At 39.7% G+C, this 14,929-nt stretch carries 10 protein-coding genes; 9 read left to right on the top strand and 1 reads right to left on the bottom strand.

The window, feature by feature from the left end; all coding sequences use genetic code 11:
- Positions 1 to 12 precede the first annotated feature (12 nt).
- The 8 genes from nuoL (at position 13) to BCELL_RS19980 (ending at position 13,031) form a co-directional block, all read left to right on the top strand.
- Positions 13 to 1,875, top strand: a complete 1,863-nt coding sequence (nuoL, locus tag BCELL_RS20015; RefSeq protein WP_013490613.1) for an NADH-quinone oxidoreductase subunit L — start codon at positions 13 to 15, stop codon at positions 1,873 to 1,875.
- Complete coding sequence (locus BCELL_RS20010; RefSeq protein ID WP_013490612.1) at positions 1,872 to 3,386, top strand: complex I subunit 4 family protein; 1,515 nt, start codon at positions 1,872 to 1,874, stop codon at positions 3,384 to 3,386. Before nuoL ends, BCELL_RS20010 begins: the two co-directional genes overlap by 4 nt.
- A 5-nt stretch (positions 3,387 to 3,391) precedes the next feature.
- Complete coding sequence (locus tag BCELL_RS20005) at positions 3,392 to 4,876, top strand: NADH-quinone oxidoreductase subunit N (protein ID WP_013490611.1); 1,485 nt, start codon at positions 3,392 to 3,394, stop codon at positions 4,874 to 4,876.
- Between the two features lie 853 nt (positions 4,877 to 5,729).
- Positions 5,730 to 5,963: a DUF1146 domain-containing protein gene (locus BCELL_RS20000; protein WP_013490610.1), complete on the top strand. Its 234-nt coding sequence runs from the start codon at positions 5,730 to 5,732 to the stop codon at positions 5,961 to 5,963.
- A 268-nt stretch (positions 5,964 to 6,231) separates the two neighbouring features.
- Positions 6,232 to 7,008 (top strand): YwmB family TATA-box binding protein, encoded by a 777-nt coding sequence (locus BCELL_RS19995; RefSeq protein ID WP_013490609.1) that lies wholly within the window; start codon positions 6,232 to 6,234, stop codon positions 7,006 to 7,008.
- A 32-nt stretch (positions 7,009 to 7,040) separates the two neighbouring features.
- On the top strand, positions 7,041 to 8,366 hold the full coding sequence (gene murA / locus BCELL_RS19990; protein ID WP_013490608.1) for a UDP-N-acetylglucosamine 1-carboxyvinyltransferase: 1,326 nt from the start codon (positions 7,041 to 7,043) through the stop codon (positions 8,364 to 8,366).
- Between the two features lie 737 nt (positions 8,367 to 9,103).
- Entirely contained in the window at positions 9,104 to 10,141 is a 1,038-nt protein-coding gene (gene spoIID, locus BCELL_RS19985) for a stage II sporulation protein D (protein WP_013490607.1), read from the top strand.
- Between the two features lie 1,828 nt (positions 10,142 to 11,969).
- Positions 11,970 to 13,031 carry an FxLYD domain-containing protein gene (locus tag BCELL_RS19980; protein ID WP_013490606.1) on the top strand — a complete coding sequence of 354 codons (1,062 nt, stop codon included), beginning with the start codon at positions 11,970 to 11,972 and terminating at the stop codon, positions 13,029 to 13,031.
- 123 nt (positions 13,032 to 13,154) lie between these two features.
- Here BCELL_RS19980 and BCELL_RS19975 read toward each other — a convergent pair whose 3' ends face one another.
- Entirely contained in the window at positions 13,155 to 13,343 is a 189-nt protein-coding gene (locus BCELL_RS19975) for a DUF4177 domain-containing protein (RefSeq protein WP_013490605.1), read from the bottom strand.
- A 384-nt stretch (positions 13,344 to 13,727) separates the two neighbouring features.
- On the opposite strand from BCELL_RS19975, the gene BCELL_RS21855 reads away from it, so the two are divergent.
- Entirely contained in the window at positions 13,728 to 14,831 is a 1,104-nt protein-coding gene (locus BCELL_RS21855; protein ID WP_013490604.1) for an FxLYD domain-containing protein, read from the top strand.
- The last annotated feature ends 98 nt before the right edge of the window (positions 14,832 to 14,929 follow it).

Here is a 14,929-nt window from a genome sequence, read left to right as displayed (position 1 = left end):
AAAGGTGATGGTATGATACAAAATGCCTGGTTAATTCCAGTTTTTCCACTAATCGCCTTCATCATACTGTTATTTGTAGGGAAAATGCTCAAACAAAAAGCTGCCTACGTCGGAATAACAGCGATGGCCTTGTCGTTCATCCTGTCCATAATTGTCCTAGTTGAACGAATTGGTGGAGAAACGTACACATTTGTCTTAGAATGGCTAACATTTGGAACGAGTACAATCACCATGGGATTCGAAGTAACACCGCTTAACGCGATGATGCTCATCGTCGTAACCCTCGTGAGTTTACTCGTACACATATTTTCAAAGGAATACATGCATGAAGACGATCGCATCCACATGTTTTACGCGTACCTTGGCTTGTTTTCCTTCTCCATGCTCGGATTGGTGCTTGCACCGAATATTTTACAGCTCTTCATTTTCTGGGAGTTAGTAGGACTTTGTTCGTTCCTGCTCGTCGGATTTTGGTTCTTTAAGCCAGAAGCAGCAGCGGCAGCGAAAAAAGCATTCCTTACGACTCGTATTGGTGACGTTGGTTTACTCATCGGACTCGTCATCCTCTTCAACCAAACAGGCTCGTTCGAATATGGAGAAATATTCGCAGCCCTTGAAGCAGGACTCATTAACGATACGATGATCACCGTCATTGCCATCTGTATCTTCTTAGGTGCCGTTGGTAAATCAGCTCAATTCCCGCTTCACGTCTGGCTACCAGATGCGATGGAAGGTCCAACACCAGTATCTGCACTTATCCACGCCGCAACAATGGTTGCAGCAGGGGTGTACTTAGTTGGTGTGATGTACCCATTATTCCTAGCATCAAGTACTGCTATGACAGTTGTCGCGTACACAGGGGCAATCACCGCGTTTTTCGCCGCGACCATTGCGCTCGTGAATACAGATATAAAACGAATTCTAGCATACTCTACGATTAGCCAGCTCGGATTCATGATGCTCGCACTCGGAACTGCAGGCTATGTTGCAGGAATGTTCCATTTAATGACACACGCCTTCTTCAAAGCACTTCTATTCCTAGGCGCAGGAAGCGTCATTTATGCCGTGCATCATAGGCAAGATATAAGAAAAATGGGTGGCTTATGGAGCCGCATGAAAGTTACATCCATTACATTTTTACTCGGTTCACTTGCGATCGCAGGAATCTTCCCATTCGCTGGTTTCTGGAGTAAAGAGGAAATATTAGCGTCTGCATTCATAAACGGTGACATGTTCCTATTTACGATTGCACTCATTACCGCCTTTATGACAGCGTTCTATATGTTCCGTCTATTCTTTAAAGCCTTTACTGGAAAATTTCGTGGCGACCACGAACCACATGAGAATTCTAAGTTCATGACCGTTCCACTATCGGTTCTCGCTGTGTTAGCTGTCGTTGCTGGTTTAGTTAATGCGCCGTTCTTTGGCCATCAATTAGAAGGGTTTTTAACGCAAGGGTTAAACGTCGGATATCAGCCACATGGTGAGCTTTGGTTAGCTGCCGTTTCGATAGCAGTCGCCGTTGCAGGTATCGGTCTTGCCGCTGCAATGTACTGGAAGGGCGTCATTAGTGAAGACTTCTTTGCGAAAAAACTACCAGCTGTTCATAAGTTATTTCTTAACAAATGGTATATCGATGAAATATATCAAACAGTGTTTGTCAGACCAACAGTAGCTATCGGAAAGCTGTTCTACGACATGGATCGTATCATTGTTGACGGCATCGTCAACTTCGTCGGTCGCGCAACACGCGGTACAGGGCGTGCTTTTGCGAAAACGCATGATGGTCAAGTACAAACATACGGACTTGTAACACTCATCGGAGGATTGATTGTAGTAGCAATTGCCTTCGTAGTAGGGGGGTATATCGGATGAACCCATTCATACTCACATGGCTTGTATTTTTACCATTAGCCGGGGCATTGCTCATATTAACAGTACCTAAAGAAAACAAAAATTTAGTTCGTTCTATCGCAACGGGGACTTCGATACTCGCGTTAGTCGTATCACTCGTTGTTTGGGGAATGTTTGACCGTGCAAACCCAGATATGCAAATGAATCACTTTTTCCAATGGTTTGACTTAGGTTTTCTCCAAATTAACTATCACTTAGGTGTAGACGGATTATCGGCACCGTTACTCGTACTAACGACGATCGTAACAACGCTATCGATATTCGCGTCATTTACGATTCAAAATCGTGTAAAAGAGTTTTACGTTTGGACACTCGTCCTACTAACAGGGATGCTAGGAGTATTCGTTGCACTAGATATGTTCCTATTCTTCCTATTCTTTGAGCTAACACTTATCCCAATGTTTTTCATTATCGCGATTTGGGGTGGTAAAGCAAAGGAATACGCAGCATTTAAGTTTTTACTATACACAGGCTTAGGTAGTGCAATCATGTTCATTACATTCATTGCAATGTACTACGTGGCACTACAAGCGAGTGGCTATGCAACATTTAACATGATCGTACTCGCTGACATTTTTGCAAACGTAGAAGTGTCCTCGACTGTAAAAGCAGGATTGTTTTTAGCACTATTCGTTGCATTCGCAGTAAAGCTTCCTATTTTTCCATTCCATACGTGGCTACCAAATGCCCACGTCGAAGCACCAACAGCTGCTAGTATGATTTTAGCTGGTGTCCTTCTGAAAATGGGTGGATACGGTTTAATTCGTATCGGGATTGGTGTTTTCCCAGATCAAGCAGCGCGCTTCGCAACATTAATTGCACTGCTCGGTGTCGTGAACATCATCTATGGAGCATTACTCGCACTCGTTCAAACGGATTTAAAGCGTCTCGTTGCTTTCTCGAGTATTAGTCATATGGGTATCGTGCTATTAGGAATTGCTTCATTCACAGAATCAGGAATGCAAGGGGCAATCTTCCAGCTCGTATCACATGGCTTTATCGCAGCACTTCTATTCTTTATGGTAGGTGCAATATACGAAAGAACGAAAACACGTACTATTTCCGAGCTTGGTGGCTTATCAAAGTCGATACCGATTTTAGCAGGATTTATGCTCGCAGCAGCAATGGCTTCTGTAGGATTACCAGGTCTTTCAGGCTTTGTGAGTGAATTGCTCGCATTCATCGGTATTTTCGGAGCTGATGCTAGCATTTTACCAGCTGCAGCTTGGTTCGGTGTCATCGGAGGAATTGGTATTATTTTAACGGCTGCTTACTTGTTATGGGCAATGCAGCGTACGACGTTCGGTCAGTTAGACGATAAATATAAAGAACTAAAAGATGCACGTCCACTGGAATACATCCCAATGATCGGTTTGCTCGCATTTAGCTTACTTATTGGTGTATATCCGAACATCTTAAGTGACGTCATTAACATTACAGTAATCGACATTGTGTCGAAGATAGGGGGTTAAAGACAATGTCCGCTTTTGATGCAAACTGGTCTTTAATGACTCCGGAAATCGTATTAGCTGCCCTTGCCTTAATCATTTTTACGATTGATTTCATGACAGGCATTCACGGTAAGAAGCCATTTCTAGGCCGAATGAGTATTTTAGCGCTCGTCGTCACTTTCGTGCTCGTCTTGTTCACGAACTCGACAGGCGGCTCTATTGAGGAAATTTTCGTCGTAGACTCATTCGCGAGAATCTTTAAGTTAATTATTATCTTCGGAGTAATCATGGTCATTGCTATTAGCATGCATTACTTAGAACGTAACAAAGACGTTTACCAAGGGGAGTATTATTCCCTCATGCTCTTTGCTACGCTAGGTGCAATGATTATGGTGTCATCCGCTGATTTAATTACGCTATTTGTTGGTCTAGAGCTACTCAGTATTTCCACTTACTGTTTAGCGGCATTTAAAAAATATAACCGCAAGTCTACAGAAGGCGCTATTAAATACGTTGTGCTTGGTGGTACTGCGTCAGCCTTCATTCTATATGGAATGTCGTTCTTGTACGGTTTAACCGGCTCAACAAGTCTTATCGACATTGCGCTTTCGATGCAAAGCTTATATGCAGACTATCCATTTATCATCATTATGAGCTTTCTATTCATTCTCGGTGGTTTTGGATTCAAAATTTCGTCCGTACCATTTCACATGTGGGCGCCAGACGTATACGAAGGATCGCCAACGCCAGTTACAGCATTTTTATCAATCGTTTCAAAAATCGCTGGCTTTGCCATCCTCATACGTGTCCTATTCATCTCGTATGGCTTAGGCATGGCAAATGCGCTCTCAGATCATTGGTACATCGTTTTCCCAATCATTGCTGCTATTACAATGATTGTCGGGAACGTCATCGCGCTTACCCAGCGTAACGTGAAACGACTAATGGCTTACTCTGGTATTGCACAAGCAGGTTATCTTCTCGTGCCAGTTGCAATCTTGTTTAAGCTAGGAAACGAAGGCTACATGACTGTATCACTCGGTATGATTGCGTTTTATGCAGTAGCATATGTACTAATGACCGCTGGTGCTTTTGCAGTCATCACACTAGTAACGGAGGATGCAGGAAAAGAAGATTTGTCTACCTTTAACGGACTATATAAGAGAGCACCTTATATGGCTGTTTCGATGGCAATATTCTTAGTGTCACTAGCCGGCCTTCCATTAACGGCTGGCTTCGCAGGAAAGGCATGGATATTTACAGGAGCAATCACGGCAGATATGATTTGGCTATCAATCATTATGATCGTAGCAAGTGTAGTATCCTTCTATTACTACTTCGTGATCATAAGGCAAATGTTTATGCGTGAACCAAACCCTGATGCATCACAGCTGCAAACGCCATTTGGCTTATCAGTTGTTGTCTCAGTGACGTTAGCATTCACAGTCATTCTAGGGCTCCTTCCAGGTTTATTAACAAACTGGATGCCATACATCAACTGGATGTTTTAGTTAGTGTTTAAAACCACTCTCAGTGCTGAGAGTGGTTTTTATGTGTGTTGTGGAATGTGAGGGGTTGGTTTCATGTTATTTACATGCAACTACTTCGAGTTCGTCCAAACAACGTTAATAATCACCATCAGCTATTTGAACAATATAGAGTGGTAACCGGTTTGAGTGAGGTTTTTGGAAGAGTCAGAGCATATAAGGAGGAGAAAAAAAGAGTGAAGTGCCGATAGAGCACACGACATAAAGGAAAGAGAAAAATTAGTCAAAGTGCCAATAGAGCAGAGCAGTTCACGATATTTACGTAGCAGAAACAAAAAAATTGCCGATAGAATTCCTCTCAAGCATCAAAACTGTAGATAGGCAGGGCTCCCCCAACCTAAATAAAGTATCACAATTCAGCGCCAACAAATTATCATAATCATTTATAGAAAAATCCATGCATCTTGGTTAGTGTTTTTAAATAATATGTAAAGTAGTAAAAATTAGCATAATGTCCAATAAAGCTTGAAAAATTTTAGTGCTTTCGACTCAATTTTTGTAATAAACTCATAATATTTTTCAAAGAATATGTATGATATATAAACGCTTTCAACAATTAACATATTTCCCCTTTGAAAAAACTTCTCATATTGGACAATGGTTTCACCCTCGCGAACGACAAAACTAATTTTTTTAATCGTCATTACTTTTCGTGAAACATTTCTGTAAATTAGTAAGGAAAAGGAAAAAAAATGAATAGCATTTTACAAAAGAATTCGCTATTATTAACATTGTGAGCGTATGTTCATAAATTACTTACAACTCTAGAAATACGCTAAAAAGAAATAGAGAAATTTTTCGTTATGGGGGAATTACTTTGCTTGAAGAAATTGGACAGCAGGCATTATTAAACATTACCGTTAGCTTAATGGTGCTCATCGTAGTCTGGAAATCATTATCGTCCTTTAAACTGGACATATTTTTTACCGACCCGGATAGTCCAAAAGCAAAAACTTTAGTAATTCTCGTAGCTATTGCATTGACCTATTTAGTAAGTAGCTTCTTGCTGAATTACTTAAATTGGGCAATGAATTTGAGATTTTTGTTTTAGAAACGTCTCAAAACTAAAAACGTTCTTAAATAAGACAGAAGCTGAAATGATACTTAAACCACTTAAGAAATGTTTCGCTATACGTAAATTTCGATAGCAATTATTCACATAAAAAGACTTAAGTGAATAGCAGTGTCTCTATGTGCGGAAAAGCGCGTTATTTGTCACGTTTTAGTGATTACTTCCATGTATGTCTTCCTCTCAAACGGCAACAATGCTAATAAGAGATAATCGTTCATTGAAACGGTTTTTAGGGAGAGGATTACAAATGGGGAATAAAAAACAATTTTTCGTACTGGTTTCAGTGTTACTTCTTATTAGCATGACATTTTTATTTGAAGAAAATCTTACTCGTTCAGAAAGCAATCAAGACCCAGAGGACACACTGCAATACATTAAAGAAACAATGCGTGAAGTGAAAGTTGATCCTGAGCAAGTTCATATTTACGGACGCAATCACCAACACAACTTTGTTTCATATAATGAAGTGATGATCTACATGGAGCAATGGAAAGCCACGAATGAACGGGTGGAATGGACGTTTTCAGAAACAGCAGATTACCAAAAATGGGTTGGAACTTTTCAAAACCCAACAGCGTCATATAATGAGAAACTTTCGATTTATGTGATGCCATCATCTTCATCAAAAGATGGATATGACGCATATACTATTTACGAAGCAGCATTTAAGGCAAAAGCTGATTGGCAATCCACATACTCTGAACTGTTTGAACCTTCATCTACTATAGCCAAATTTGAAAAAAATGATTTGTTTATGAATGTGCAAGGGACAGTGACAGAGCATGAAGTAGAGATAAAACAATGGGGAAGAAGCATTGTAGAAGCATATTCTGCAGAGGTTGTTGAACAGCTAGAAGAAGAAACGTTCGTTTCGTTATCCGCATATACTCCATTATTAGATCAACAAATGGAAACTAACGGAAAGGAAATGAACTTGCAAGTAGCTTTACGCACCATTCAAACTGGAATGGGCGAAGAAACAACCGTAACAATTGGAACGCCACTAATTACTACTGAATATTAATAGTATAGAATCTGGACGCGGAGGGGAATACGTTGGAAAAAATCATCGTCCGCGGTGGCAGGCGCTTGAACGGCACTGTCCGAGTCGAAGGAGCAAAAAACGCCGTTTTGCCGGTCATCGCTGCATCCATTTTGGCCAGCAAAGGCAAGAGCAACATTTATGATGTACCAGCACTTGCTGATGTATACACAATTAACGAAGTTTTAAGAAATTTAAATGCAGAAGTGGAATATGATAATGGGCATATCACTGTAGATGCCGAAAAAACATTAAATACAGAGGCACCATTTGAGTATGTTAGAAAAATGAGAGCATCTTTTCTAGTGATGGGACCTTTATTGGCCCGTGTGGGACACGCGCGAATTGCCCTACCCGGTGGTTGTGCAATTGGCTCAAGACCAATCGATCAACACTTAAAAGGCTTCGAAGCAATGGGAGCTGAAGTAGAAATCGGTAATGGCTACATTGAGGCAAAGGTTGCCGGCCGACTTGAGGGAACAAAAATATATTTAGATTTCCCTAGTGTAGGGGCTACAGAAAACATTATGATGGCTGCATCCACTGCAAAAGGATCTACAATCATCGAGAATGCGGCACAAGAGCCTGAAATTGTTTGCCTTGCAACATACCTTAACTCCATGGGAGCAAAGGTAAGAGGCGCAGGAACAGGCACAATTCGTATTGAAGGTGTAGATGAATTAGTTGGAGCAGATCACACCATCATACCTGACAGAATTGAAGCAGGTACGTTTATGATCGCTGCTGCTATTTCTGGTGGAAATGTTCTCGTGGAAAATGTTCTTCCAGAGCACATTCGTCCACTCATCGCTAAGATGACAGAAATGGGCGTTGACATTAAGGAAGAATCAAATGGATTGCGTGTGAAAGGTCCTGAAACTTTAAAAGCGGTTGATATTAAAACGATGCCGCATCCAGGATTTCCAACAGATATGCAATCACAAATGATGGCATTACTTCTAAGAGCTGAAGGATCAGGTGTCATTACAGAAACAGTATTCGAAAATCGATTTATGCATGTCGAAGAGTTTCGCCGCATGAACGGTAACATTAAAATTGAAGGCCGCTCAGCAATTGTAACAGGTCCTAGTGAGCTACAAGGTGCAGAAGTGAGAGCAACAGATCTAAGAGCTGGTGCAGCACTTATTTTAGCAGGACTCGTTGCTGATGGCTATACACGTGTAACAGAGTTAAAGCATATTGATCGTGGTTATGTAGACTTTGCAGGAAAACTAAAAGGTCTTGGAGCAGAAATCGAGCGTGTTTTTGAAATTGACGAAGAAGAGCTAGAAAATCTCGAAGCACCAGCACCATTAAAGATGGATCCAAATTTTGCATAAACACTATAATTACTTCTCTAGATCAAAAATCATGAACTGCATGTGTCACTCCACCACGAGTGACACACAAAATATATAACAAGATCAATGCACTTTACACGGTATACCTATGTAAAGTGCATTTCTCTTATGAAAAATAATGTATATTGTAATAACATTGTAAAAAAATTCTTCACATAATATCGGCTTTTAAATGAAATGGACGAAATAAATAAACTACATAAAAGTACTGCTGAAATGTTTTTACAGATGGCAACAACTAAAAAAGTGAAGTAGCCGAATGCAACTCAGTAGAAGTCATCTCAAAAGTGCAGCACCATGAGTAGAAATTCATATAGTTATTCGTGAAAACCCCTGAAAGCTCTAGTGTTGTCACCAAATTCAGCGTAGCCTGCACATTCAAAATCCTTCATACTTTAGGCAAATTTATCAGAATTAAGTCCCCCATAGAAATGGTGCAATAGATATTAAAAAGAACCCCCCCATCAATCAATAGTTAAGTTAGTGCAAAGGTAAACACACTACAAGTATATGAAAAATTAATAGAGGGATATATTTAGTAGAGAGAAGCCGTATGTGGCGTCAGACTAAGAATAGGACAACTAGATTTTCTAGTAGATAAATAAAAATCTAGTATATTTTACGGAAAACTTGTTCTAACTAGTAATAGTATTTCATAGATATTTGATGTAGATGAAAAAAGAAATGCACTAATGATTAATGAGGTGGATGGTCCTATGAAAAAGATAATGGGAGTTGGACTTATATTTGTAGCAGTTGTTCTCGTCATTCCGTCATTGCTCGTCCTCGGATTTTCTGAAGAAGAGCCAGGATTCTCTTCAAATCATCAAGGGAACGAAAAAGCAGAAAAAGCAATGATTCAAATGCTTGAAGAGGAGGAGACAATTGCTGTTTACCGAACAGCAACAAGTACTGTAGAAGAAGTGCCACTTGAAGACTATATCGTTGGAGTTGTTGCTGCAGAGATGCCGGCTGAATTTGAATTAGAAGCACTAAAAGCACAAGCGTTAACCGCTAGAACGTACATTATTAACTTTATGTCACTCGCACTCGATAACGATATGAGAGTTCCAGCTGGAGCCGATATTAAAGATACTGTCGAACACCAAGTGTATTATAACGATGAGGAGTTACGCGAGCGCTGGGAAAATTATGACTGGAAAATTGCGCGAATCAAGCAGGCGGTGTATGAAACGAGTGGACAAATCATTACACACAATGGTTCACCAATTACCGCTACATTTTTTTCGACGAGTAACGGCTACACAGAAAACTCTGAAGAGTATTGGTCTGATGAAATTGCCTATTTAAGAGGTGTGGAGAGCCCTTGGGATGTCCATTCACCAAGATACGAAGACGAAGTTCACATGACCGTAGCTGAATTTGAAGAAAAGCTTGGTGTATCCATTGGGGAAGGCTCTCCAGCAGAAATAGTTAGCCGAAGCTCTGGTGGGCGAGTAGCTGAAGTGAATATTGGTGGAAAAACATTTACTGGTAGAGAAGTGAGAGAAGAATATCTCGATTTACGATCTAGTGATTTTACAATCGAGCGTAATGGAGACACAATCATAATTAAAACTACTGGATATGGTCACGGTGTAGGGATGAGCCAATATGGAGCAAATGGAATGGCCCAAGAAGGGTATTCCTATGAGGATATCATTCACCATTACTATCATTCAGTGGAAATTGAGGATGCAGGAAAAGTACTAGGGTCTATTTCAGCTCAGAAGAATCGTAATGAAAACTCATAATATAATGAGGAGAATTTAAACTACAACAAAATTTTAAAATTATGCTTATGACGCTGGGTTGCTCAAAAGGTTGGTTTTTCGAGGGGACTGAAAAATGTTGTTCTTTACGTTTTCATTTTCCATTTATATAATGTGCGGTGCCGGCGCAATCACTTGAAAGTCCACTACAAGTGGGCTTTTTATATTGGTGTCGGTCGAGCAAACTATTTGGGGTGTTTTTATTGGCGTATGGGACAGCCTCTCATACATCGGTCGAGGGAGTAGTTTTGCCAGACGAAGTTGCTAAAGGGACCTCACTACTTTCTATAAAGGAGCTGGAGAACGAAATCGATGTAGAAAGGAAAGCGAGAGTGTTTAGTATTCCTTTATGGCGAGGGAATCGACGAAGATAGGAAAGCCAGAGTGCTTAGTATTCCTTTAGGACGAGGAAATCGGCGTAGAAAGGAAAGCAAGAGTGCTTAGTATTCCTTTATGTCGAGGGAATCGATGTAGAAAGGAAAGCCAGAGTGTTTAGTATTCCTTTATGTCGAGGGAATCGGCGTAGAAAGGAAAGCCAGAGTGCTTAGTATTCCTTTATGGCGAGGGAATCGACGAAGAAAGGAAAGCCAGAGTGCTTAGTATTCCTTTAGGACGAGGAAATCGGCGTAGAAAGGAAAGCCAGAGCGTTTAGTATTCCTTTAGTAAGAGGAAATCGATGTAGAAAGGAAAGCCAGAGTGCTTAGTATTCCTTTATGTCGAGGGAATCGGCGTAGAAAGGAAAGCCAGAGTGCTTAGTATTCCTTTATGTCGAGGGAATCGACGAAGAAAGGAAAGCCAGAGTGTTTAGTATTCCTTTATGTCGAGGGAATCGATGTAGAAAGGAAAGCCAGAGTGCTTAGTATTCCTTTAGGACGAGGAAATCGGCGTAGAAAGGAAAGCCAGAGCGTTTAGTATTCCTTTAGTAAGAGGAAATCGATGTAGAAAGGAAAGCCAGAGTGCTTAGTATTCCTTTATGGCGAGGGAATCGACGAAGAAAGGAAAGCTAGAGCGTTTAGTATTCCTTTAGGACGAGGGAATCGACGAAGAAAGGAAAGCCAGAGCGTTTAGTATTCCTTTAGAAAGAGGAAATCGACGAAGAAAGGAAAGCTAGAGCGTTTAGTATTCCTTTAGAAAGAGGAAATCGACGAAGAAAGGAAAGCCAGAGTGCTTAGTATTCCTTTAGGACGAGGGAATCGGCGTAGAAAGGAAAGCCAGAGCGTTTAGTATTCCTTTAGAAAGAGGAAATCGACGAAGAAAGGAAAGCCAGAGTGCTTAGTATTCCTTTAGGACGAGGGAATCGACGAAGAAAGGAAAGCCACAGCGTTTTTACATTTCTGTGTAGTTAGTAAAAACAAGGAAAGCACCGCACGTTCTATTCAGAGAAAACCACGCAAACACGAGTCCACCCCTTTTAACGAAAATGTAATAGCATAAACTCAAAAGAGAACCTCATCAGTGGAGATACTGCCATCTCATATAAGGGCACTGAAAAGTGGTGTTCTTTGAGGCCGCTGAAAAAGTATAAAACAACTTTTTCAGTGCCTTTTATTTGTATTGCAGTCGCTCGCCTGGTAGGAGAAACCCACTCCTATCAGGCTTTTTAACGATTGCGACGGCTACGCACATTGCTTAGGGACACTGCAAAAGTGAAAGAACACCACTTTTTCAGTGTCCTCACCTCAAATCATCCATCCCCAATCAATTAGGACTTTATTCCACAAAATAATATATTATATTACAAATTAAGACAAATTCCCAGAAAGGTGATAAAATTTATAAAATAAAACTAAATATGAGGGGAAATGACATCATGAAAAAAATGATCTTAGTTGTCAGCATCATCGCTTTATTTTTCTTGGCGGCATGTAGTCCTGAAGAAGAAGCAGTTGCTGTAGAGCCAGATGAAGTAGAAGAGACAGAAGAAATTGAGGAACAGGAAGAAGAGTTAACAGAGGAAGAGCGTATTTTAGAGGTCATTCGCTTAAATATTGAAGCGGCAAATAAAAAGGATGTTGATTTGTATTTGTCGACAATTCATCCAGAGTTAGAAGGCTTCGACACACAAGAAGAGGAGCTAACACAATTTTTTCAAGAAAATGATATTAAATATACAGCTGAAGAAGTAGAAGTAATAGAAATTGGTGAAGACGAAGCGAAGGTAGAAATTGTACAATTAAATGAATTTGCTCTTGAAGCAGACACTCGAGCTGTTGCCATTTATACAATGAGAAAGTATGAAGGTGAGTGGAAAATTGCCGAGACAGAAGTTGTTGATGTCACTTATGTAAATGAAGCTCTCGCTGACGGACATGATTTCGGTGGTGGATTAATACTTACACATCATGAATATATTTACGATGACTTTAATGAGTATGTTATTGGTTCGGTAGTAAATGAATCAAATAACAGCTATTCTCTCGTGCAAGTGGATATTACTTTAACTGATGAAGATGGGAATGTTGTGGGCTCCACTTTTGACATGATAACGGACTTTGCAGCAGGACAAACGTGGAACTTCGAAGCATTAGTGTTTGATGAAAATGTAGCCTACTATGAAATTATTGATATTTACGGTCTTGATTATGATGATGCAAACTACGGAGATGTGTCCGAAGGATTAACTTTAGTTGATCACGATAGTAGAAGTGATGAGTGGTCGTCCTATGTTGTAGGTTCAATATTAAATGAATCTAACGAAACATTTGATTATGTGCAAGTGAGTGTCAATTTATTTGATGTCAATGGCAACCTTGTTGGAAGCACTTTAGATAATGTCAACAATCTCCGTTCAGGAGAAACGTGGAATTTTGAAGCAATTATTCTTAATAGCAACGTTGATTCCTATGAAATCGTTGATATTTTTGGATGGTAAACTTTAATGAAAAACATGAAGCCCTTTTCCGCATTGGAGGAGGGCTTTTTCCCATTTTCATTTAATAAACGGCCATTATCCCTATCACATCGCAAGTGATTATAGAAAAAACGAGTACCACCTTCAATGTAAAGATCTTTCGAAGATAAGCTCAAAATAAGTAGCATGACCATATCCTGTCGTAGCTGGAGCAAAGATCTGGACAAACCGCCAACCATCCTTAGCGTAGTTCACAATAACATCATGGTAGTTTTCTTTCGGTTTACCGTTCCAACTACTAAGGTCAATTTTTACAAATTTATATTCATACATGTTAAAAACCTCCAGTGAATTAATGTAATCCTATTTACGATTATTCGAATACAATAGTTTCAAATGAAAATTGCCCGCCCTCTCACCGACAGTTAACGAAACAAAACACCTAAAGCAGCGTCCTATGATATAAGCACAAAGATTTATAAATTCGACAACACAACGCCCTACTAAAGTAATGAATTTCCAATTCACATAAAAAATGGTAACAAAACGTTTCGCGATATATATAATTAAATTGTGTGAAAATTGCTGATCAGTTGTCGAGCATATTATGAAACGAAGCAATTTTCACTAGGGGTATTGAGGTCTCCTCCTACATACATATTCTCATTGAAAACGTAGGCGCGAGATAAAAAATCAAATATAGGGAGTTTTGTACGAATGAAAAAAACTGTTTTATTGTTGTTTAGTATGCTGCTGTTATTTTTCATAGTCGCATGTGGTTCAGAAGAGGAAGCAAATGTCGACGCGGAAGAAACCGAAGAGGAAACAGAGGAAATTGAGGAGCAGGAGCCAGAAGAAGAGGAAATTTCAGATGAAGAACTTATTATTGAAGTTATTCAATTAAATTTAGATGCGGGTAACAATGAAGACATCGACTTGTATATGTCGACACTGCATTCGGATTCACCTCAATATGACCTTACTCGTGAGCAACTCACTCAGTTATTTGAAGTTTATGATTTGCAATATACGCTTGACGATATTGAAGTAATCGAAATAACTGGTGATGAAGCCGAAGTAAGGCTCATTCAAACGACAGAAAAATTAGCTGGTCCTGAGTTTCAGGATAATCAAGTCGAAGCGTTAAATAGAATGAAAAAGGAAAACGGAGAATGGAAAATCTATGATACGGAGATTATTGAAGCAACTTATTTAAATGATGAAGACACAGAAGCGGCTGTTACAGACGGCGAGGCTATTGACTTTGGTGGTGGACTTACATTAACAGATCATGGTTATGCTGCAGATGGCTTTTATCAGTATGTCGTTGGAACTATCGTTAATGAATCAGATAGCACATACTCCTACGTCCAAGTCGATGTAAGTTTAACTGATGAAAATGGCAATATCATTGGTGGTACATTTGACAACATCAATAACCTTGAACCAGGGCAGACTTGGGAATTTGAAGCTTTAGTGTTTGATGATGGCGTTGCGTACTATGAAATAGTTGATATTTTTGGTTATGACTTAAGCGTGTTTGATACCGATTTTGATCCTTCTCATTTAGAGGTAGTTGATCATAAGCTAGTTAGTGACGACTATTATTCCTATGTAGAGGGCACAATCGTGAATGAAGGCGATGAAACGTATTCTTACGTTCAAATTGATATTAGCTTATATGATGAAGATGGTAACCGAATTGGTAGTACGTTTGATAACATTAATGATCTACAACCTGGAGAAACGTGGAAGTTTGAGGCACTCATTTTTGAACCAAACGTCGATTCCTATGAAATTATAGAAATAAGCGGTTTTTAGGAAAAATAAATGATAATAGGGCGACTCAAATGGTAAGTAATCAACCATTCGAGTCGCCTTTTTCTATTATTTTAAAGACAAATGTTAGCCCTCATCAC

The sequence above is a fragment of the Evansella cellulosilytica DSM 2522 genome, from assembly GCF_000177235.2.
Lineage (GTDB): Bacteria > Bacillota > Bacilli > Bacillales > Salisediminibacteriaceae > Evansella > Evansella cellulosilytica.
The sequence above is the reverse complement of the archived record's forward strand: the minus strand, read 5'-3'. Positions and strand labels throughout refer to the sequence as shown.

Excerpts from the sequence above, each read along its gene's own strand:
- nuoL (WP_013490613.1), top strand. The coding sequence starts at position 13 with ATGATACAAAATGCCTGGTTAATTCCAGTTTTTCCACTAATCGCCTTC.
- BCELL_RS20010 (WP_013490612.1), top strand. The coding sequence starts at position 1,872 with ATGAACCCATTCATACTCACATGGCTTGTATTTTTACCATTAGCCGGG.
- BCELL_RS20005 (WP_013490611.1), top strand. The coding sequence starts at position 3,392 with ATGTCCGCTTTTGATGCAAACTGGTCTTTAATGACTCCGGAAATCGTA.
- BCELL_RS19995 (WP_013490609.1), top strand. The coding sequence starts at position 6,232 with ATGGGGAATAAAAAACAATTTTTCGTACTGGTTTCAGTGTTACTTCTT.
- spoIID (WP_013490607.1), top strand. The coding sequence starts at position 9,104 with ATGAAAAAGATAATGGGAGTTGGACTTATATTTGTAGCAGTTGTTCTC.
- BCELL_RS19980 (WP_013490606.1), top strand. The coding sequence starts at position 11,970 with ATGAAAAAAATGATCTTAGTTGTCAGCATCATCGCTTTATTTTTCTTG.
- BCELL_RS19975 (WP_013490605.1), bottom strand. The coding sequence starts at position 13,343 with ATGTATGAATATAAATTTGTAAAAATTGACCTTAGTAGTTGGAACGGT.
- BCELL_RS21855 (WP_013490604.1), top strand. The coding sequence starts at position 13,728 with ATGAAAAAAACTGTTTTATTGTTGTTTAGTATGCTGCTGTTATTTTTC.